At 60.0% G+C, this 21301-nt stretch carries 16 protein-coding genes and 4 pseudogenes; 11 read left to right on the top strand and 9 right to left on the bottom strand.

What is annotated here, in order from left to right; all coding sequences use genetic code 11:
• Positions 1 to 126: 126 nt before the first annotated feature.
• Positions 127 to 480 carry a YkgJ family cysteine cluster protein gene (locus JN403_RS03860; RefSeq protein WP_205485443.1) on the top strand — a complete coding sequence of 118 codons (354 nt, stop codon included), beginning with the start codon at positions 127 to 129 and terminating at the stop codon, positions 478 to 480.
• A gap of 20 nt (positions 481 to 500) precedes the next feature.
• On the opposite strand, the gene dadR is transcribed toward JN403_RS03860, so the two are convergent.
• Positions 501 to 989, bottom strand: coding sequence for a transcriptional regulator DadR (gene dadR / locus JN403_RS03855; protein WP_065988245.1), 489 nt, complete (start codon positions 987 to 989; stop codon positions 501 to 503).
• A 154-nt stretch (positions 990 to 1143) separates the two neighbouring features.
• Here dadR and dadA point away from each other — a divergent pair, with 154 nt between their 5' ends.
• The 6 genes and pseudogenes from dadA to JN403_RS03825 all read left to right on the top strand — a co-directional run bounded on the left by dadA (position 1144) and on the right by JN403_RS03825 (position 6933).
• Positions 1144 to 2445, top strand: a complete 1302-nt coding sequence (gene dadA, locus JN403_RS03850; RefSeq protein ID WP_205485441.1) for a D-amino acid dehydrogenase — start codon at positions 1144 to 1146, stop codon at positions 2443 to 2445.
• On the top strand, positions 2417 to 2770 hold the full coding sequence (locus tag JN403_RS03845; protein WP_205485439.1) for a RidA family protein: 354 nt from the start codon (positions 2417 to 2419) through the stop codon (positions 2768 to 2770). Before dadA ends, JN403_RS03845 begins: the two co-directional genes overlap by 29 nt.
• Before the next feature lie 44 nt (positions 2771 to 2814).
• Complete coding sequence (gene alr, locus JN403_RS03840) at positions 2815 to 3888, top strand: alanine racemase (protein ID WP_205485437.1); 1074 nt, start codon at positions 2815 to 2817, stop codon at positions 3886 to 3888.
• 158 nt (positions 3889 to 4046) lie between these two features.
• Positions 4047 to 4595 (top strand): cupin domain-containing protein, encoded by a 549-nt coding sequence (locus JN403_RS03835; protein WP_122534152.1) that lies wholly within the window; start codon positions 4047 to 4049, stop codon positions 4593 to 4595.
• Between the two features lie 8 nt (positions 4596 to 4603).
• Positions 4604 to 4906, top strand: a complete 303-nt coding sequence (locus JN403_RS03830; protein WP_205485435.1) for a DUF2845 domain-containing protein — start codon at positions 4604 to 4606, stop codon at positions 4904 to 4906.
• 105 nt (positions 4907 to 5011) lie between these two features.
• A pseudogene (locus JN403_RS03825) lies at positions 5012 to 6933 on the top strand (acetyl-CoA hydrolase/transferase C-terminal domain-containing protein).
• 34 nt (positions 6934 to 6967) lie between these two features.
• Here the strand turns inward: JN403_RS03825 and JN403_RS03820 are convergent.
• The 4 genes and pseudogenes from JN403_RS03820 to rep all read right to left on the bottom strand — a co-directional run bounded on the left by JN403_RS03820 (position 6968) and on the right by rep (position 11557).
• Positions 6968 to 7783, bottom strand: a complete 816-nt coding sequence (locus tag JN403_RS03820) for a sulfite exporter TauE/SafE family protein (RefSeq protein WP_205485433.1) — start codon at positions 7781 to 7783, stop codon at positions 6968 to 6970.
• 83 nt (positions 7784 to 7866) lie between these two features.
• Positions 7867 to 8750, bottom strand: a pseudogene (locus JN403_RS03815) (MBL fold metallo-hydrolase).
• A 189-nt stretch (positions 8751 to 8939) separates the two neighbouring features.
• Positions 8940 to 9509, bottom strand: coding sequence for a xanthine phosphoribosyltransferase (locus JN403_RS03810; RefSeq protein WP_122534147.1), 570 nt, complete (start codon positions 9507 to 9509; stop codon positions 8940 to 8942).
• A gap of 39 nt (positions 9510 to 9548) precedes the next feature.
• Positions 9549 to 11557, bottom strand: a pseudogene (gene rep, locus JN403_RS03805) (DNA helicase Rep).
• Between the two features lie 201 nt (positions 11558 to 11758).
• On the opposite strand from rep, the gene JN403_RS03800 reads away from it, so the two are divergent.
• Positions 11759 to 13429 carry a bifunctional diguanylate cyclase/phosphodiesterase gene (locus JN403_RS03800; protein ID WP_122623547.1) on the top strand — a complete coding sequence of 557 codons (1671 nt, stop codon included), beginning with the start codon at positions 11759 to 11761 and terminating at the stop codon, positions 13427 to 13429.
• 180 nt (positions 13430 to 13609) lie between these two features.
• Here JN403_RS03800 and JN403_RS03795 read toward each other — a convergent pair whose 3' ends face one another.
• The gene (locus JN403_RS03795; RefSeq protein ID WP_172610281.1) at positions 13610 to 14992 is read right to left on the bottom strand and encodes a NorM family multidrug efflux MATE transporter; all 1383 of its coding nucleotides are present in this window, start codon (positions 14990 to 14992) and stop codon (positions 13610 to 13612) included.
• A 163-nt stretch (positions 14993 to 15155) separates the two neighbouring features.
• Between JN403_RS03795 and JN403_RS03790 the strand changes: the two genes are divergently transcribed.
• Positions 15156 to 16076 (top strand): LysR substrate-binding domain-containing protein, encoded by a 921-nt coding sequence (locus JN403_RS03790; RefSeq protein WP_108121193.1) that lies wholly within the window; start codon positions 15156 to 15158, stop codon positions 16074 to 16076.
• Positions 16077 to 16294: 218 nt separating this feature from the next.
• Positions 16295 to 18271 carry a methyl-accepting chemotaxis protein gene (locus JN403_RS03785; RefSeq protein ID WP_205485431.1) on the top strand — a complete coding sequence of 659 codons (1977 nt, stop codon included), beginning with the start codon at positions 16295 to 16297 and terminating at the stop codon, positions 18269 to 18271.
• A gap of 50 nt (positions 18272 to 18321) precedes the next feature.
• On the opposite strand, the gene JN403_RS03780 is transcribed toward JN403_RS03785, so the two are convergent.
• The 3 genes and pseudogenes from JN403_RS03780 to JN403_RS03770 all read right to left on the bottom strand — a co-directional run.
• Entirely contained in the window at positions 18322 to 18606 is a 285-nt protein-coding gene (locus JN403_RS03780; protein WP_122534372.1) for a type II toxin-antitoxin system RelE/ParE family toxin, read from the bottom strand.
• Positions 18593 to 18892, bottom strand: a complete 300-nt coding sequence (locus JN403_RS03775) for a type II toxin-antitoxin system RelB/DinJ family antitoxin (RefSeq protein WP_122534143.1) — start codon at positions 18890 to 18892, stop codon at positions 18593 to 18595. The genes JN403_RS03780 and JN403_RS03775 overlap by 14 nt, the downstream gene beginning before the upstream one ends.
• Before the next feature lie 60 nt (positions 18893 to 18952).
• Positions 18953 to 20089 (bottom strand): annotated as a pseudogene (locus JN403_RS03770) (YifB family Mg chelatase-like AAA ATPase); the annotation flags it as partial.
• A gap of 98 nt (positions 20090 to 20187) precedes the next feature.
• On the opposite strand from JN403_RS03770, the gene JN403_RS03765 reads away from it, so the two are divergent.
• A complete protein-coding gene (locus JN403_RS03765) occupies positions 20188 to 21297 on the top strand; it encodes a site-specific integrase (RefSeq protein ID WP_205485429.1) in 1110 nt (369 codons plus the stop codon).
• Positions 21298 to 21301 lie beyond the last annotated feature (4 nt).

Below are 21301 nucleotides of genomic sequence, written 5' to 3'. Positions count from 1 at the left end.
AAAATTTTACGGAGGGTAGCGGGGTCAGGGTGCCCGGGCAAGAAAATGCCGGCGGATGATCATCCGGGTGTCAGTCGCAGCGGCACTGGGGCACAATCACCACCTTTAACAGGGAAAACTGCCGCTATGAGCTGCAACAGCGAGACAATCCGCGATCTGCGGCGGCAGATTCCGTCGTTCGAATGCGTGCCGGGTTGCCACGATTGCTGTGGGCCGGTGACCACGTCGTCCGAAGAAATGTCGCGTTTGCCTCGCAAGACGCCGGCCGAGCAGGAAGCGGCGCTCAACGAGCTGAACTGCGTACACCTGGGGCCCAACGGCTGCACCGTCTACGACGAGCGGCCGCTGATTTGTCGTCTGTTCGGTACCACCAAGACCCTTCCATGCCCCAACGGTCGCCGCCCTGAGGTCCTGATTCATCCCCGCGCCGAGAAACAGGTGCATGAGTTCATCGCCTCGACGCGGCAAGTATTGGTCTAGCCGATGCCATTTACGGTGAGCTACTCCGGAATCGGCAGGCACAAACTCTCCTTCACCTCTTCCATCACGATGTAGCTCTTGGACTCCCGCACATGGGGCAGCTTGAGCAGGATGTCGCCCAGCAACTTGCGGTACGACGCCATCTCGGAAATCCGCGCTTTTACCAGATAGTCGAAATCCCCTGACACCAGATGGCATTCCAGCACGTGGGGCAGCTTGAGCACCGCGCGGCGGAATTCTTCGAAGGTGTCGCCAGACTTGTAGTCCAGGCTGATCTCGACGAACACCAACAAACTGGCTTTAAGGTTCTGCGGATTGAGGCGGGCGTTGTAGCCCATGATGATGCCTTCACGCTCCAGACGCCGGACCCGCTCCGTACACGGCGTGGTAGACAGCCCGACCCGTTCGCCCAGTTCGGTGAAGGAGATCCGGCCGTCGTTTTGCAGGATGCGCAGGATGTTGCGGTCGATCTTGTCCAGCTCGCGTTTGGACTGGTGCTGGGTACGCATCGAAGAGCCCTCTGCCAAAGCGTCGGTTGCCGAGAAGAAATGCCGAATATAGGCGTTTATATAGTCAAAAGCACTGCTCACGCCTTTTTATACTGCGCACATCCTTGCTTAAAACTTGAAAACGTCAGCGGATATCCGCGATGAGGGAATCAACATGCGCGTTCTGGTCCTTGGAAGTGGCGTAATCGGTACCACCAGTGCGTATTACCTGGCGCGTGCGGGCTTCGAGGTGACTGTCGTTGACCGTCAACCGGCCGCTGCCATGGAAACCAGTTTCGCCAACGCCGGACAGGTGTCGCCGGGCTACGCTTCGCCATGGGCGGCGCCGGGTGTGCCGCTCAAGGCGCTCAAATGGTTGCTGCAGCGCCATGCGCCGCTGGCCATCAAAGCCACGGCGGATATTGATCAGTACCTGTGGATGGCGCAGATGCTGCGCAACTGCACCCAGAACCGCTACGCCGTGAACAAAGAGCGCATGGTTCGCCTCTCCGAATACAGCCGCGACTGCCTCGATGAGCTGCGTGCCGAGACCGGCATTGCCTACGAGGGCCGCAGCCTGGGCACGACTCAGTTGTTTCGCACTCAGGAACAGCTGGATAACGCCGCCAAGGACATCGCCGTTCTCGAACAGGCCGGCGTGCCCTATGAAGTGCTCGACCGCGAAGGCATTGCCCGGGTTGAACCGGCGTTGGCCAGCGTCAGCAACATCCTCAGTGGCGCGCTGCGCCTTCCGAACGATCAGACCGGCGACTGCCAGCTGTTCACCACGCGTCTGGCCGAGATGTGCGTGAAGCTGGGCGTTGAGTTCCGCTTCGGCCAGTCCATCGAATTCCTTGAGTTTGCGGGCGACACCATCAACGGCGTACGCATCAACGGCAAGCTCGAAACCGCCGACCGCTACGTGCTGGCACTCGGCAGCTACTCGCCGCAACTGCTCAAGCCGCTTGGCATCAAGGCGCCGGTGTATCCGCTCAAGGGCTATTCGCTGACGGTGCCAATCACCGACCCGGCGATGGCGCCGACGTCGACCATTCTCGACGAGACCTACAAGGTCGCGATTACCCGCTTCGACAACCGCATTCGTGTGGGCGGAATGGCCGAGATCGCGGGCTTCGACCTGTCGCTCAATCCCCGTCGCCGCGAAACCCTGGAGATGATCGTCAACGACCTTTATCCTCACGGCGGCGACCTGCAGCAGGCCAGCTTCTGGACCGGCCTGCGCCCGACCACGCCGGACGGAACGCCCATCGTGGGCGCCACGCCCTATCGCAATCTGTTCCTCAACACCGGCCATGGCACGTTGGGTTGGACGATGGCCTGCGGATCAGGCAGATTGCTGGCTGACCTGATCGCGCGCAAAACACCGCAGATCAGTGCTGAAGGCCTCGATATTTCTCGTTATGGCAGTTCCAGGGAGATCGCAAAACATGTCCATTCAGCGCCAGCTCACCAATGAGCGCATGAGCCAGTTGGTCGTCCATAACGGCACCGTTTACCTTGCCGGGCAAGTGGCCGACGACATGGCAGGGGGAATCGATCAGCAGACCCGCGAGACGCTCCACAACATCGAGCGATTGCTGGACCTGGCCGGTACCGACAAGACCCGCATACTGTCGGTGACCATTTACCTGAAAGACATCGACGCGCACTTTGCCGGCATGAACAGTGTCTGGGACACATGGCTGCCAAGAGGCCTTGCGCCTGCACGTGCGACGGTTGAAGCGAAGCTGTGCGAGCCGGAGATTCTGGTTGAACTGTCGGTGGTTGCGGCGCTGCCATAGCTCACTCACCTATATCCGTTTATTGACCAACAAGAAGCCCCACCATGCGTCCAGCCCGCGCCCTTATCGACCTTCAGGCCTTGCGCCACAACTACCAATTGGCGCGTGACACCGCTGGCGCCAGGGCGCTTGCCGTTATCAAAGCGGATGCCTACGGCCATGGTGCGGTACGGGTTGCGCAGGCGCTGGAATCCGAGGCCGACGGCTTTGCCGTGGCGTGCATCGAAGAAGCGCTGGAGCTGCGTCAGGCCGGCATCAAAGCGCCCATTTTGCTGTTGGAAGGCTTCTTTGAAGCCGACGAACTGGCGCTGATGGTCGAGCATGATTTCTGGTGCGTGGTGCATTCCCTCTGGCAACTCGACGTGATCGAGCAAACCAACCTCGGCAAGCCGCTGAATGTGTGGCTGAAGATGGATTCGGGCATGCACCGCGTCGGCATTCACCCGGCGGATTTTCAGGCGGCCCATCAGCGGCTGCTGAACAGCGGCAAGGCCGCGAAGATTGTCTTGATGACCCACTTCGCCCGCGCCGACGAACTCGACAGCGCGCGCACCGATGAGCAAGTGGCGATTTTCCAATCGGCCCGTGCCGGTCTGACCGCCGAGCTCAGCCTGCGCAATTCCCCAGCCGTCATGGGCTGGCCCAGCGTGCCGAGTGATTGGGTCCGTCCGGGGATCATGCTCTACGGCGCGACGCCGTTTGATCAGTCGCAATCGGTCGCCGATCGTTTGCAGCCGGTCATGACCCTGGAGTCCCGGGTCATCTGCGTGCGCGATCTGCCTGTCGGCGAGCCGGTGGGCTACGGCGGTACATTCGTCGCCGAACGAAATATGCGCATCGGTGTGGTCGCGATGGGCTATGCCGACGGCTATCCGCGCCAGGCGCCCACCGGCACTTCCGTAATGATCGACGGCCATCGCAGCCAATTGCTCGGGCGTGTGTCGATGGACATGCTCTGCGTGGACCTCACCGACGTGCCGGGCGCAGGGCTGGGCAGCCGCGTCGAACTGTGGGGGAAAAACATTCTCATCAGCGACCTTGCATCCAGCGCAGACATGATTCCTTATCAAATTTTTTGCAATCTCAAGCGCGTGCCCAGGTTCTATACCGGGGCCTGATCGCCTTTCGCCAACTGTGTAAACCACCCATAGGCGGCCAGTCTTGGCCGCCAGTCCCTTTGCCAATCCGGCCATGGGCTCAAGTGTTGTAAATACTGAACGCTGTTGCCATGATGGCGGCCACTTGACTCAACTTGATTATCAGGAGGACTGCCGCATTGGACGTCGGTGAACGACTGCAATCCATTCGTAAACTCAAAGGTCTGTCCCAGCGTGAACTCGCCAAACGAGCGGGCGTGACCAACAGCACCATCTCCATGATCGAGAAGAACAGCGTCAGCCCTTCGATCAGCTCGTTGCGCAAGGTGCTGGGCGGCATACCGATGTCCATGGTGGAGTTCTTTTCCGAAGAGCTCGAACCCGAAAATCCGACCCAAGTGGTCTACAAAGCCAGTGAACTGATCGATATCTCGGACGGTGCCGTGACCATGAAACTGGTCGGCAAATCCCATCCGGGCCGGGCCATTGCGTTCCTTTCCGAGGTCTATCCGCCGGGCGCGGACACCGGCGTTGAGATGCTCGTTCACGAGGGCGAGGAGACCGGGATTCTGGTCGAGGGCCGTCTTGAGCTAGTGGTTGGTCTGGACACCTACGTGCTCGAAGAGGGCGACAGTTATTACTTCGAGAGCTCCCGGCCGCATCGCTTTCGCAACCCGTACGACGTCCCTGCGCGACTCATCAGCGCGGCCACGCCGGCGAATTTCTGATCATCAATATGATTAACCGAAAACTGATCGTCCTCGGCCTGGCCGTCTTGCTCTTCGCCGGTGCTGCTGACGCGACCATGCGCTGCGGCACGGCGCTTATCAGTCTGGGCGACACCGCCGATGTGGTCCGCCAGAAGTGCGGAGCGCCAGACAGCAGTGTTGATCAAATGCCTGCGCTGCGAAGCAACGGCGTACCCAGGCTCGGCTTTGCGAAGGTCAGTTTGTGGGTGTATGGCCCTCGTAACGGTGCAAAACAACACCTGCGGTTTATCGAGGACAAGCTGGTAGAGATCGAGACGAAGCGGGATTGAGTCGCCGAGTGGCGGTCGTGTTTAAGGGCGCAAGCGGCGCAATGCAGCAAATCCCCTGAAGGCCCGGTCCAACCGCTATCAAATAACAAAATCAGGAGAGGCCGGATGCCGCATTCCTGCTCGATCGAGCAAGCTGTCGATCACGTGTTAGCTGAATTGCCGGCGCACATCCATATGGGTATGCCGCTGGGGTTGGGCAAGCCCAATCGCTTCGCCAACGCGTTGTACACCCGAATCAAATCGCTGCCCGATCGGCATCTCACTATCTACACCGCGCTGTGCCTCGGGCGTCCCGATGGCGGCGACGGTTTGCAGGGACGGTTTCTCGAGCCTTTTCTGGAGCGCGTCTTCGACGATTACCCTGAACTGGATTTCCTCGCCGACCTGCGCCGGGACAACCTCCCGCCCAATATTCACGTGCAGCAGTTCTTCATGCAACCCGGCAGCCTGCTGGGCAGCGTCGAAGCGCAACAGGATTACGTCAGCAGCAACTACAGCCACGCTGCGCGGGATATCAACGCGAACGGCCTGAATCTGATCGCACAGCTGATCGCCCGCGACCCGCAACGGCCCGGTCAACTCAGCCTGAGCTGCAACCCCGACATCACCCTCGACCTGCTACCTATGGTGGAAAAACGCCGTGGGTTGGGCGAGCGTATTCTGGTGCTCGGCCACGTCCACGCGGATCTGCCGTATATGCAGGGTGATGCCGAGGTCGGCCTCGACACCTTCGACCTCCTGATCGAGCACGAAGAACGCAGCACGCTTTTTTCAACGCCAAACATGCCGGTCGGTATTCAGGATCATTTCATTGGCTTGTACGCGAGCATGCTGGTGCGCGACGGCGGCACGCTGCAGATCGGCATCGGCTCGATGGGCGACGCCCTGACCGCCGCCTTGCTTGCGCGCCAGGCCGATAACGAAACCTACCGCGCATGCCTGGCCGAGCTGGACGGCATCTCCACCTGGAAGCCGTTGATCGAGGCGCAAGGCGGGGTGATGCCCTTCGCCACCGGGCTTTATGGCTGCAGCGAAATGCTGGTCAACGGTCTGCTGGTGCTGCTGGATGCGGGAATCATCCGGCGCAAGGTGTACGCCGACGTCGAGCTGCAGCAAATGGCCAACGACGGGGTTCTGGACGAATCGGTTTACAGCCACGGCGTGTTGATTCACGGCGGCTTTTTCTCGGCCCGCGCAGCTTCTATGAGCGGCTGCGGGAATTCACCCCGGCGCAGATCGCGCAGATCAACATGACTGCGATCAGCTACATCAACGAGCTATACGGCAATGAGACGCTCAAGCGCCTGCAACGGCGGGATGCGCGATTCATCAACAGTTGTTTCACGGTCACGTTGCTGGGCGCAGCGGTTTCAGATCAGTTGGCTGATGGCCGGGTGGTCAGCGGTGTCGGCGGGCAGTACAACTTCGTCGCTCAGGGCCATGCGCTGGAAGGCGCGCGCTCCGTGCTGATCCTGCGCAGCTGGCGTGAATCGGGCGGGGAGGTCAGTTCCAACATCGTCTGGGACTATGCACACACGACGATTCCCAGGCATCTGCGCGACATCGTCGTTACCGAATACGGAATTGCCGATCTGCGCGGCAGGACGGATGCCGCAGTGATCGAAGCGCTGCTCAATATCAGCGATTCACGCTTCCAGCCGGGCCTGATCGATCAGGCGCAAAAGGCCGGCAAGCTGCCGAAGGATTTCCGCCTTGATCCGCTGTTCAGCCAGAACACGCCCGAGCGGCTGAAGGACATCCGCGACCAGTTCCCGTCGCTGTTCATCGAGTACCCGTTGGGCAGCGATTTTACGGCTGAAGAGCGCGATCTGCTGCGCGCGCTGAACTGGCTGAAGAGCAAGTTCAAGCTCACAGAAATCATCGAGCTGGGCAAGGCCACGCTTGAGGCTCCTGACGCGAGCGCTTATTCCGAGCATCTGCAGCGCATGGGCCTTGATCATCCACAGGGACTGCGAGAAGAGCTGTATCAGCGGCTGGTGCTGGCGGGGTTGCAGGCTACGGCTTAGGCCTGATGTTGCCCACGTTTACTGTGGCATCCGTTCAGCCGAGGGTTTTGATCACCAGCAACACAGCGGCGAAAAAGCCGCTGATCGCAAACAACTGTTGCAACCTCGGGCCGGCGAGGTAGCGGCTGACCTGCCTGCCGGCCATCAGTCCGACGACCGCCCCGGCGGCAAACGGCAGCCCTACTGACCAATGCATCGCGCCGCTGACGCTGGCCGTGATCACGCTGCCGGTGGAGACCAGTGCGATCACCGCCAGCGACGTGGCGACGATGCTCTTCATCTCAAGGTCCGTGTAGCGGGTCAGCGCCGGCACGATGACAAAGCCGCCACCCACACCGAGCAATCCGGACAACAGCCCGGCCAATGCGCCGGTCGCCGCCAGGGAACGTGCGCAAGGCAGGGTCCAGCGCAGCCGACCCACCAGCGGATTGACCACGCAGGGCCTGAACGCGCCTCGCTCTGGCGGCTCACCATGGCGCAGTTCGTGAGCGGCTTTGCGGTAGATCCGCGCGCAGACATAAAACAGAACCAGGGCAAACCCCAACGCCAGTGGCGCATTGGGCAGTTGATGCGCCAGCCAAAGGCCTACCGGCGACAGCGCAATACCAATGATCGCAATGAAGATGGCCGCGCGGTAGCGGACGATGCCTTGACGCAACCCAAGCGCTGCACCGACGGCCGAAGCCAGCCCGACTGCCAGAAGGCCTACCGGCGCGGCTTCGATCATTGTCAGGCCAAGCCCGAAAACCAGCAGCGGCACGGCGAGAATGCCGCCACCCGCGCCCGTCAATCCCAATACAGCGCCAATGATCGTACCGAGGCCGGCTCCGATCAGTTCGTGTTCGTTCATCGTAAGGGAGCAAGTTCCGTGGGGGCTGTCAGGAGGTGGCTGTTCAGTGTGTAAGCGCGCCTGAGCGGCGCGCTGTGCAGACATTACAGCGCATTGATCGGAACTTTCAGGTAGCGCACGCCATTATCTTCCGCCTCTGGCAGGTTGCCGCCGCGCATGTTGATCTGCACCGAAGGCAGGATCAGCACGGGCATGTCGAGGGTGGCATCGCGCTTCTCGCGCATCTCGACAAAGGCGTCCTCGCCAATGCCTTCGCGCACGTGGATGTTGCTGGCGCGTTGCTCGGCGACGGTGGTCATGAACATCAATTCACGGCCGTTGGGCAGATAGTCGTGGCACATGAACAGGCGCGTTTGTGGCGGCAGGCTGAGAATCCGGCCAACCGAGCGAAACAGCGTGCGCGCATCTGCACCGGGGAAGTCGCAACGGGCGGTGCCGTAGTCGGGCATGAACAGCGTATCGCCGACAAACGCCACGGCTTCGTCACCCGCTTCAATCACGTACGTCATGCACGCCGGCGTATGGCCGGGGTATGCATGGCTCGGGCCTGCAGCGTCCCGATCTGAAAATGCGCGTCATCTTCCAGCAGCCGGTCGAACTGGCTGCCGTCCCGGGCAAAGTCACCTTTGGCGTTGAACAGCGTGCCGAAGACTTTTTGCACGCGGGTGATGTGGCTGCCAATCGCAACGGTGCCGCCGAGCTGTTCTTTCAGGTAGGCCGCCGCCGAGACGTGATCGGCGTGGACGTGGGTTTCCAGAATCCACTGCACCGACACGCCCAGCTCGCGAACCCTGTCGATCAGCTTGTCTGCGGACTGCGTGCTGGTGCGCCCGGATTTCGGGTTGTAATCCAGCACGCTGTCGATCAACGCGGCTTGAAGCGTAGAGCGGTCAATGACCAGGTAACTGATGGTCGAGGTCTGCGGATCAAAGAACGCCTCTACGCTCAGTTTTTCGCCAATTTCCATAACGTGTCTCCTGTTCTACTGACCGCAAGAAATCTGTGGGAGTCGAGCTTGCTCGCGAAGGGGCCGGTACATTCACAGTGACCTCTGCGCCTGACAGTATGCTTTCGTGAGCAAGCTCACTCCCACGGGGTTGCGCGTTTGCTGGCTCAAAGCGCGGCGTCCGCTGCGCACCCCAGAGGTGAATCCGGATCAGACAAACGTCACAACGCCATCTTTCAACGACTGTACGCGAGCCAGTGACTCTACACGATAGCCCTGGCCGTCCAGTTCAGCGCGGCCGCCCTGGAACGACTTCTCGATCACGATACCCAGGCCGGCGACGGTTGCGCCCGCTTGCTTGATGATCGAGATCAGCGCCTGGGACGCCTTACCATTGGCGAGGAAGTCGTCGATGATCAACACCCGATCGCTGCTGTTCAGGTGACGGGTAGAAATGGCGATGGTGCTTTCGGTCTGCTTGGTGAACGAATACACCGATGCAGAAAACATGTTCTCGGTGAGGGTCAGAGACTGATGCTTGCGCGCGAAGATCACCGGGATGCCCATCTTCAGACCGGTCATGACTGCAGGGGCGATGCCGGAAGCCTCGATGGTGACGATCTTGGTAATGCCGGAGCCCGCGAACAGCGCGGCGAATTCGTCACCGATCTGCTGCATCAGCACCGGGTCGATCTGATGGTTTAGAAACGCGTCGACCTTCAATACCTGATCGGAAAGCACGATGCCTTCTTCGCGAATTTTCTTGTGCAGTGCTTCCACGTGGGTGGTCCTCAGAGCGCGATGTGCGCGAAATGAACGTTATCTTTTCAGCATGGCGCGTATGTCCGCCAGGGCTGTATTGCCGCGTACGGCTTTGACTTCGACGGGCGTGTCATCGTTGCCTTCCCAGGCGAGATCGTCCGGCGGCAGTTCGTCGAGGAACCGGCTCGGCAGGCAATCGATGATTTCGCCGTACTGTTTGCGCTTGGCCGCAAAGGTGAACGCCAGCGTCTGCCGCGCGCGGGTGATGCCCACATAGGCCAGGCGGCGTTCTTCTTCGATGGTGTCGGCCTCGATGCTGGAGCGGTGCGGGAGGATTTCCTCTTCCATGCCCATGATGAACACGTACGGAAACTCCAGCCCCTTGGAGGCGTGCAGGGTCATCATCTGCACGCCTTCGGCGCCATCTTCCTCTTCCTGCTGACGTTCGAGCATGTCGCGCAGAACCAGTTTGCCGATGGCCTCCTCGATGGTCATGCCGCCTTCTTCGTCTTTCTCCAGCGTGTTCTTCAGCGCCTCGATCAGGAACCACACGTTGCCCATGCGGTAGTCGGCGGCCTTGTCGCTGGAGCTGTTCTGACGAATCCAGTTTTCGTAATCGATGTCCATGACCATGCTGCGCAAGGCGGCGATCGGGTCCTGCGTCGCGCATTGCTGGCGCACGCCGTCCATCCAGTGTTTGAAGCGTCTGAGGCGATCGGTGAAGCGGGCGTCCAGATGTTCGCCCAGGCCGATCTCGTCGGTCGCGGCGTACATCGACACCTTGCGCTCGGTCGAGTAGTTGCCCAGCTTTTCAAGGGTGGTCGAACCGATTTCCCGGCGCGGCACATTGATCACCCGCAGGAAGGCGTTGTCGTCGTCCGGGTTCACCAGCAAGCGGAAGTAGGCCATCAGGTCTTTCACTTCCTGACGTCCAAAGAAGCTGTTGCCCCCGGACAGCCGGTACGGAATCTGATGGTGCTGCAGCTTCAGCTCGATCAGCTTGGCCTGATAGTTACCGCGGTAGAGGATCGCGAAGTCGCTGTACGGCCGGTCGGTGCGCAGGTGCAGGCTGAGGATTTCGATGGCCACACGTTCGGCTTCGGCGTCTTCGTTCTTGCAGCGAATCACGCGGATCTCGTCGCCGTGACCCATCTCGCTCCAGAGTTGTTTCTCGAACACATGGGGGTTGTTGGCGATCAGCACGTTGGCGCAGCGCAAGATGCGGCTGGTGGAGCGATAGTTCTGCTCCAGCATCACCACTTTCAACGACGGATAATCGTCCTTGAGCAGCATCAGGTTTTCCGGCCGCGCGCCGCGCCAGGCGTAGATCGACTGATCGTCGTCACCCACAACGGTGAACTGGCAGCGCGTGCCGATGAGCATTTTGACCAGCAGATACTGGCTGGCGTTGGTGTCCTGGTATTCGTCGACGAGCAGGTAGCGCACTTTGTGCTGCCACTTTTCCAGAATGTCGGCGTGCTCCTCGAACAGCTTCACCGGCAGCAGAATCAGGTCGTCGAAATCCACCGCGTTGTACGCCTTGAGCGTGCGCTGGTAGTGGCTGTAGACGATGGCGGCGGTCTGCTCCTTGGGGTTACGCGAATTGGCGAGGGCCTCGGGCGGCAGGATCAGTTCGTTTTTCCAGGCGCCGATCATGTTCTTGATCTCGTCGACGCCGTCGTCGCCCGAGTATTCCTTCTGCATGATGTCGGTCATCAGCGCCTTGACGTCGGTCTCGTCGAAGATCGAGAACCCGGGCTTGTAGCCCAGACGGGCGTGTTCCTTGCGGATGATGTTCAGGCCCAGGTTGTGAAACGTCGAAACGGTCAGGCCGCGTCCTTCGCCAGCGCGCAAAAGGGTTCCGACACGCTCTTTCATCTCCCGCGCTGCCTTGTTGGTAAAGGTCATGGCGACGATGTACTGGGCTCGGATGCCGCAGTTCTGGATGAGGTGGGCAATCTTGCGTGTGATCACGCTGGTCTTGCCGGAGCCAGCGCCGGCGAGCACCAAAGAGGGCCGCCGACGTAGTTCACGGCTTCCTGTTGCCGGGGATTGAGTCGGGACATGGGGAAAAATGGGGCTGCCTGGAAAAGGGCGGGCATTTTAACAGGGTCAGCGGATTGTGCAGCCACCGTCCGACCCTGTGATGCGCCGCGCTATCTATATTTCGCCGTTTTGTTACATTTGCGTATTGCGGATGATTCTCGCGTTTGACGACCCTCATTCGAGGGTGCGCCAAGGTCTTTACGTTTGTGTGGGGAGTTAGCTTGTCTACGCCTGTCGAACCCTTGCGTTTGCTGCTTTTGGCGGACTCGCCCGAATGGCCGGCATCGTTGCGCGAGTGCCTGGCGCCGCTCGGAGACGCCGCTGTCCTTGAATGCGCGTCGAGCTGGGGCGCTGTTGGCCATCAAGCAGACCTCGCAGTCCCCGGCATCCTTTTCACCACTGAAGCCCTTCAGCCCGCCGCCGGCCAATGCAACTGGCCCACCGTATTGCTTTTTGACACAGAGCCGGAGGAAGAGCCCGTCGGTGTCAGCGACTGGCTGGTGCGCGACGCGCTCACTCCGCAGGCCTTGCGCCGCTGTCTGCGCCATGTGCGCGAACGGGGCGTGCTGGAAACCACACTCAATCGCCTCGCCGAGCAAGATCCCCTCACCGGCATCGCCAACCGACAGGGCTTCCAGACGCTGTTGGCCGCCCGGCTCGCCGAGTTCGACGGCCGAGGTCTGGCGCTGGGGCATCTGGACCTGGACAACTTCCGCCGCGCCAATGACGCGCTGGGCCATCAGGCGGGGGATCGGCTGATCCTGCAAGTGGTCGCCCGGCTGAAAGGCCAGCTGGAGGCGTGCGATCAACTGGCGCGACTGGGCAGCGATGAATTCGCTCTGCTGATCGACACACGCCGCGCTCCAGAACGGGCGGAGTCCATCGCCGAGCGCATTACCGAAGCCTTGTCCGAACCGTATTGGGTCGACGGCGAAAGCCTGTTGATCGGTTGCAGCCTTGGCATCGCTTATGCGCGCCTTAACGGCGGCGCCGATCCGTTGATGTGGCACGCGCACATCGCCATGCAGCAGGCCAAGGGCACCCAGGGCTGCACCTTTCATGTCTTCAACGAACGCATCAACCGCAATGCCCGCAGTCTCGCCGATCTGGAAAGCGAGCTGCGACGGGCCTTGCGTCGCGATGAGCTAGAGCTGCATTACCAGCCACGGCTGTGCCTGAATACCGGGCACATCCTGGGACTGGAGGCACTGGTGCGATGGCGCCACGCCGAGCGCGGTTTGCTACCGCCGAGCGAGTTCGTGCCGCTGGCTGAGCAAAGCGGGCTGATCGTGCCGCTGGGCTATTGGGTCATCGCCCGTGCCCTGCGCGACATGCAGGCCCTGCGCGAAAAAGGCGTGCCGCCGCTGCACATGGCGATCAACCTGTCGTTCCGCCAGTTTCAGGACAACCAGTTGCTCGCAACGCTAAGCCGCTTGATCGCCGACCGCGGCATTGACGCGCAATGGCTGGAATTCGAACTGACCGAAACAGCCGTCATGCGCCGCAGTGACTTGGTCAAACAGACCATGGACGCGCTGGGGCGCCTGGGTGTGCGCTTCTCGCTGGACGATTTCGGCACCGGGTTTTCATCCTTCGTGCACCTCAACAGTCTGCCGATCACGCTGCTGAAGATCGACAAGAGCTTCGTTGGTGAAATGGAGCAGCGTGAGGAAAACCGCAAGCTGGTCCACGCGATGATCAACCTGGCCCACAACCTCAGCCTCGAAGTGGTGGCCGAAGGTGTCGAAACTCCTGAGCAGTTGGCATTACTGCGCAGCTTCAATTGCGATCAGGCTCAGGGCTTTTTGATCAGCCACCCGCTGGCATTGCCGGAGCTGATGGAGTATCTGGCGATGGATCAGAACAAAGGGATTGCGCTGCAGAGCCAGTGAGCGGCGGCTCGTTCTTTGAACACACCTCGGAGTGATTCTGTAGGAGTGAGCTTGCTCGCGAATGCATGAGGTTAGCCGATATGGATGTCACAGACCCACCGCCTTCGCGACCGTCGTAACCTCCGATTGCTCCTACAGTCGGGTTTGTGACCGCCCCGGATTGTGAATACCCGTAGAGGCCTATCCCATCACCACAACGCCGGTCGCCTCTTTGCGCAGCAGCCGCGCCGTCTTGCGCTCGAATGCCCAGGTCAGTGCCACCGCTGAGCAGAGCAGGCCGATCGCCAATCCCCACCACACGCCCACCGCGCCTTGGTTCGCCAGAAACCCGAGGCCCCACGCCAACGGCGCGCCGACCACCCAATAGCTCGCGAGTCCGATCAGGAATGTGGTCTTGGCGTCCTTGAATCCCCGAATGGCGCCCATGGCGATGGTCTGCGTGCCGTCGAGGATTTCGAACCATGCTGCGATCGCCAACAGCTTCACCGCCAGCTCGACCACGCCTTGGTATTTCGGGTCGTTGACGTCGACAAACAGGCCGATGACCGCGTGGGGTGCGACCCAGAACAGAATGCCGAACGACAGCATCAGCAGCCCGCCGAAGCCAATCCCCATGCGTCCGGCGGTGCGCGCCAGCAGCAGATTCCCTGCGCCGTAGTGCAAACCGATGCGCATGGTCACCGCGTAGGAAATCCCGACCGGGACCATGAACGCCATCGATACCGATTGCAGGGCAATCTGGTGCGCGGCCATCTGGGTGCTGCCCATGGCGCCCATGCAGAACGCCGCAAAGGTAAACAGGCCGACTTCCACCGCATACGTACCGCCGATGGGCAGGCCCAGACGCCATAGCTCTTTCAGGCAGCTGCGCGAGAGTTTCATCAGTTCTTTGTGAAGGGGATACGCCGCGTAGGCGCTGTGATAACGAATGTGCAGCGCAAGCGCCAGCGCCATGGCGTTGGTGACAATGGCCGTGACGAGGCCAATGCCCATCAGGCCCCAGTGCGGCAGGCCGAACAGCCCGTGGATGAACGCATAATTGAGCCCGAAGTTCAGGGCTACGCCCACCAGACTGATCACCATTACCGGGGTGGCACGCCCCAATGCGCTGGTGAAACCGCGCAGGGCCATGAAGCTCAGCAGGCCGGGCAGCGCCAATGGCAGCGTGATCAGGAACTCACTGGCCATGTGCACGTTAGCCTCGTCCTGACCGAAGTGCAGCAGAATCGGCTCAAGGTTCCACAGGATCAGCGCAGCAATCAACGCCATGCCCCATGCCAGCCACAAGCCGGCCTGGGTCAGACGGGTGACCCCGGCGTGATCATTCGCGCCCTTGCGAATCGCAACCAGCGTGCCGACCGCCGCCATGACACCGACGCAGAAGAACGACACGAAGTTGTAGCTCGCAGCGCCCAGCCCGCCACCGGCCAGGGATTCCGGGCCCAGCTTGCCCATCATCACGGTGTCGGTGAACACCATCAGCATGTGCGCCATTTGCGAAGCAATCAGCGGCCCGGCCAGACGCAGGATGATCCACAGTTCTTTGAAAGCGTGCTGGTGCATGGTCTTTGCGCTCGGGCTACGGGTGTTGGCAGGCTGGTCATTGTGGGGATTGCGGCGCAGATGCACAAAGCGATAAATCCGATCACTCGCATGAGTAAAACTCATCCTGGTATTTCTACAGTAGAGTGACTGCCGTTGCCCGACTCCCCGAGGAGCTACGCCGATGTCTCGCACTCTTCCGCCGCTGTATGCCCTCCGCGCGTTTGAAGCCGCTGCGCGACACAGCTCGTTCACGCGCGCCGCTGAAGAACTGTCGATCACCCAGAGTGCCGTCAGTCGGCATATCCGCACCCTGGAAGAGCACTTCGCCTGCCGTCTGTTCCGGCGCAACGGTCGGAATCTGCAGCTCACCGAGGCCGCACGGGAATTGCTCCCGGGCGTACGTGAAGGATTTTCCGCCCTGGAGCGAGCGTGCAGCGCGTTGATGGCGGAGGAGGGCATTTTGCGCATGAAGGCTCCTTCAACCCTGACCATGCGCTGGCTGCTGGCGCGGCTGAGTCGTTTTCGTCATCTGCAGGTGGGTAATGAAGTCCAGCTGACTAGTGCGTGGATGGACATCGACAGCGTCGACTTCACTCAAGAGCCATTCGATTGCGCAGTGTTGCTCAGCCACGGGCATTTCCCGCCAGACTGGGAGGCGACTTACCTGTTCCCGGAATGGCTGATTCCCGTGGGCGCCCCGACGCTGCTGGATGACGCGCCGTGGGATGCCGAGCGACTGGCCGGCGCCGAACTGCTGCACCCCACGCCTGACCGTCGCGACTGGCGCCGATGGCTGGAGCGCATGGACTTGTCTGACCGGGTCTCGCTCAAGGGCGGGCAGGTATTCGACACGCTTGAGTTGGGCATGATCGCGGCGGCCCGGGGTTACGGCGTTTCGATGGGTGATCTGCTGATGGTGGCGGAGGACGTCGCTCAAGGCCGACTCAGCCTGCCGTGGCGCACCGCAGTCGTCAGCGGCGAGAACTATTACCTGGTATGGCCCAAGACCCGACCGGGCGGAGAGCGTATGCGTCGGCTCAGTGACTTTTTGCAGGGTGAAGTGCAGGCGATGGAGCTGCCGGACGTGACGATTCTGGAGTAAGCCGCAGAGCGCAGGCTTATTGAAAAAGGGCGCCGAGACTGTCAGAAAAGGAAATAATTCCGTCCATAGAAGGTGTTGGACTCAAGTATTTCTTTTGTCGGCCGAAGGTGTAATGCAGAGCCGGTTCACCTCAATCGGTCCATCGATCCCCTCTATTAGATTCGTCCGAATGGTGTTCCTGAGATCAGGACGGTCCAGTCGTTCGGCAAGGAGCTCCAATGTCTCAGCCTCGCGCCCGAATTGCCTCGCAACTCGGCATCGCCCTGGCCGTTATTCTGGCCGTCGTCATCAGCGGCAGTACGCTGTTCGCCTTGCGCTCACTGGACTCGGCTAACCTGGTCATCCGCGAAGAGCACATGAGCAGCGAAGCCCGGTTGCTGGCCGACCAGTTGAACACGTTCCACAGCACCCTGCGTGACAGCACCCAGCGTTTAAGCGGTCTGTTCGAAAAACGCTTTTCGGGCGGGTTGAGCGTCCAGGCCGATCAACAGATCGCGGTTGCGGGCATGCAGACTCCTGCGTTGCTGCTGAACGGTACGGCATTGAACAACGACTTCACGGAAGTCGATGATTTCAAGAAAATGACGGCCGGCGTGGCGACGGTCTTTGTGCGCAGCGGCGACGACTTCGTGCGCGTCAGCACATCCCTGAGCAAGCAGGACGGCTCACGCGCCCTCGGTACCTCGCTGGATCACAAGCATCCCGCCTACGACAAGCTGCTCGCCGGCCAGGGATACGTCGGTCGCGCGCTGTTGTTCGATCGCCTGTACATGACTCAATACAGCCCGGTGCGTGACGCCAGCGGTAAGGTCATCGCCGTGCTGTTTGTCGGTTTCGACTACACCGACGCGCAGAAAGCGCAGTTCGACAACCTGAAAAACTTCCGCATCGGCTCCACCGGCTCGCTGGCTCTACTCGACGAGCAGGGCAAATGGCTGGTGGCACCAGCGGGCGTGAAAGACCTGGATCAGGCAGGCACCACTCTTGCCGAGTTCGCCAAGACGCCAGGCGTTGGGCGGTTCTGGCAGGACGCCGGTGAAGACTTCTACACCGTCGGCGAGAAGTTTGCCGGCGGCCCGTGGACGGTTCTGGCGACGATGCCCAAGGATGAAATCAGCGCAGTGACCTGGAGCGTCGGCACGCAACTGGCCATCGGCAGCCTCCTGGCGATGCTGATCGCTGTCGCTGCCGCGATCTGGCTGCTGCGCAGCAAGCTCCGGCCGCTGTCGGCGTTGGTCAGTCAGGCCGAAGCCCTGGGTGCCGGTGATTTGAGCGCGCGCCTGAACGTTTCCAGCCATGACGAAATTGGTCAGCTGGCGGGCAGTTTCAACAAGATGGGTCAGGCGCTGGAAACCATGGTGTCGCACATCCGCACGGCGGCGCTGGAAGTCAGCAGCCGAGCCAACGCGTTGTCCGGTCTGTCGGGCGGTGCTTATGAAGGGATGGAGCAGCAATCCGGCGAAATCACCAGCATGGCCGGCGCGGTGGAGGAGTTCAGCGCCACGGCCCTGACCATTGCCGACAACATGGGCACCACCGAACGCATGGCCCAGGGCAATGCCCAGCAGACGCGTATCGGTCGTACGTCCATGGAGGAGGCATCGGCCTCGCTGGAGCAAATTGCAGGCTCGCTGAGCAGCACCGCGACGGTGATCGATACCTTGGGCCAGCGCTCGCAGGAGATTGGCGGGATTGTCAGCGTCATTACCTCGATTGCCGAGCAGACCAACCTTCTGGCCCTCAATGCCGCCATTGAGGCAGCACGCGCTGGTGAGCAAGGCCGTGGTTTTGCGGTGGTAGCGGATGAAGTCCGCAGCCTGGCATCTCGTACGCGCCAGGCCACCGACGAAATCTCCGGCATGATCAGCAGCATTCAGCAAGAGACCAGCAATGCCATCAACACCATGCAGCAAGGCAACGCCCTGATGCAGGAAGGCCTGTCGCGCAACGCCAAAGTCGCCGCAGCCCTGGCCCAGATCGACGAACAAAGCCGTTCCGCCGGTGAGCAATTCACGTCCATCACCACCGCCACCCAGGAGCAGAGCAACACCGCAACGCTGCTCAGCGCCAACCTGCAAAGCATCGCCCTGGCGAACAGCGAACAACGCGAAGTCGTGTCCAACCTGGCGATCACCGCTCAAGAGCTGAACGCGGTGGCAGCTGACTTGCAGAAGGAAGTGGATCGGTTTCGGTGAGGCGGGAGAGTTGGTGGCGCTTGAGTGCGCATCGGGGCCGGCACCAAATCTCAGGCTTTTGGCGGCCACTGTTGTGCAGCATGTAAAACGCGAAGAATGAGAAGGGCTGTAGGGGTTTCGGCATACACCACCAAGTAGTTCGGAGCCACTACGATCTCCCTGGTTCCTGCTTCCCGACCGGCTTTATAAAGCCTTGGATGGCGAGGGAGGTGGTCGATGCGAACATCGATCTCCTCCTTCAAGCGCCACGCTGCTTTGGCGTCATGGCCGGCGATGTATTCAAGGATCGCCAGCAAATCGTCCTTGGCATACCTGCTCCATTCAATTGTCAGCACCGCGCTTCCTTTCGAGTAATTCGGTGGCGGCAGCCATGACGTCCTCGTGCGAATGCGTCGGCCCCGAGTCGTCCATGGCTTCCCGCACCTTGGCCCTGAACCATTTATCGTAAGCGTCCGGGTGTGCGCCAAGGCCCGCGGGCAAACCGCCTTCCCGGACCACCCGCGTGAGCAAAATACGCACGGCATCGGAAATGGTGAGGCCGAAGCTGGCCAAGGTCTCCGATGCCTGGTTTTTAAGTGCCTGATCAATCCTCACATGCAGCATTGAAGTCTGGGTTGTCACGAGGGCTACTCCTGAAAAAGATCACTATGTATCTCATTTGAGATACGCGCAGCGGAGATCTTAGTTCGTCGAAGGCCGATACTGCAAAGCCTCGGCAATATGGCAACGCGCGATGGCGTCCACCTTCTCTAGATCAGCCAGCGTGCGCGCGACCTTCAGCAGGCGGTGGGCAGCGCGCAGGGACAGGTTCAGGCGTTCACACGCGTTCTCAAGCCAGGCTTCATCTTCCGGCAACAGCGCGCAGTGTTGGCGCAGCGCAGGCAGGTCAAGAAAGGCGTTGGCACAGCCCTGGCGCCGTTGTTGGCGTTGTCGGGCTTCGGAGACCACTTCCGCTGCGCTGGCGCTTTCACCCTTGCTGTCTGCAGTGGCGGCCAAGGAGGTCGTTTCCCGAGCAACCGTCAGATGCAGGTCAATGCGGTCGAGCAGCGGTCCGGACAGCTTGTTGCGATAGCGCTGAATCTGATCGGTTGAGCAGCGGCAGCGCCCGGTCGGCTCGCCGTGATAACCACACGGGCAGGGGTTCATCGCGGCGACCAGTTGAAAGCGCGCCGGAAAGCGCACCCGATCCCGCGCGCGGGAAATGACGATGTGGCCGGATTCAAGGGGTTCGCGCAGGACCTCCAGCACCCGCCGATCAAATTCCGGAAGTTCGTCCAGAAACAGCACACCGTGGTGCGCCAGGGTGATCTCGCCAGGTTGCGGGCGACTGCCACCCCCGACCAACGCAGGACCCGATGCAGAGTGATGGGGTTGCCGAAAAGGGCGCTGGGGCCAACTGGTCAGCGGCGCATGACTGGCGACCGACTGAATCGCCGCCACCTCCAGCGCTTCGAGCTCATCCAGCGGCGGTAATAGCCCGGGCAAACGGCTCGCAAGCAGCGTCTTGCCAGTGCCGGGAGGGCCACTAAAAAGAAGGTTATGGGCACCAGCGGCGGCTACCAATAGAGCGCGTTTGGCGGCAGTTTGGCCTTGCACCTCACTCAGGTCGGGATAAGGCTGCGTCTGCAGAATCAGGCCATTGGATTTATAGGGCGGGATGACCGTGTGCCCATTAAGGTGGGACACCAGCTCCAGCAGATGACTGACCGCGATTACCTTCAGGCCTGACGCCAGACACGCTTCCTCGGCATTCACTGCCGGGACCATCAGCGTGTGGCCCGCTTCACGCGCAGCAAGCGCCGCCGGGAGCACGCCCTGTTAGTGTGACTACATAACCAAATCTAAGCTAAACCCTAGCATAGGCGGAGGCTTACGGCTTGCGACTGTTTACATCAACAACGACGCTGAGGCCAGTGATGATCCTGATGACACCCGTTTCCTTCTCCAACGCAGCTAGCCCCGCCTTGGCGCGGCTCTCCTACCGTGTGCCCCAATTTTTCAGCGTCGATGGGTATGCCTACCAAGTCGAGAATTCATATCTGCTGTTCAAGGCTCGCCGTATGCGTGAAAAAAGCATCATCACTACGGCGGAACACATCAAAGAGTTCTTACAGTGGCGCATTAGCAATAGGCTAGATATTGAAGATGTTTCAGAGGATGACTTTGAATACTTCATCGATGCGCTATGTACTTATAAGAGCGACAAAGGTCAAGAGCTAGCATGGAATACAGTTAATAGTAGAGTCGGCGGGGCGCATCGGTTTTTGATATGGTGTAAAACCAAAGGAATAAATAGCAATTTAAATCTTGAATGTTCTTCGAAGTTGCATGATGAGGTGTATCCGAGGTTCAAAGTCAAGAAGCATCCTATGCGAAAATTAAGCGAGCCAACAAAATTTCTGATCATGGAAGACGCTATCAAGTTTGTCCGTGCTCTCGGGGAAATGTCTGCTAGTTCTGCTCGCAACAAGGAAAGAAATCTACTTATGGCTAAGCTTATGCTGCAATGCGGGGTGCGAGTGTCGGAGGCAACCAATTTTCCTGTCTGCGATCTACCTGACATTAACCATAATGGTGACTCTACGCCTGCGCGCATTATTGGTAAAGGTGGGAAGGCGAGATTCATACTTATTCCTAACGGCCTGCTTTCTGATTTGTGGGCTTACAATGATGTTAGTAGAGAATGCATTTTGGATAATGTATCTAGGATCAAATCTGATTTTGAGTATCGCAATTTATTTATTTCTGAACGGGCCAAATCGATATCGATAAATTGGGTTGAGAAGATTTTCCACAGAGTTGGAAGGATAATTGGGTTGGAGGTGGTTCCTCATATATTGAGGCATACGTTTGGCTCATATCATTATTTGCTCAACAAAGATCTAACATTTCTTTCCCAGTTGATGGGCCACGAAAGCGAGAGGACGACCGAAAAGTATTATATTCATATTGCTAAGTTGATTGCGTACTCAGGGGAATATGAAGAGCTTCAGCGCAAACTTGACGCTGAATGTCGTGAGATTTAGATCG

Origin of the sequence: Pseudomonas sp. 15A4 (assembly GCF_016925575.1) — a bacterium.
Taxonomy (GTDB): Bacteria; Pseudomonadota; Gammaproteobacteria; order Pseudomonadales; family Pseudomonadaceae; genus Aquipseudomonas.
This window is presented reverse-complemented; position numbering and strand designations above follow the sequence as displayed.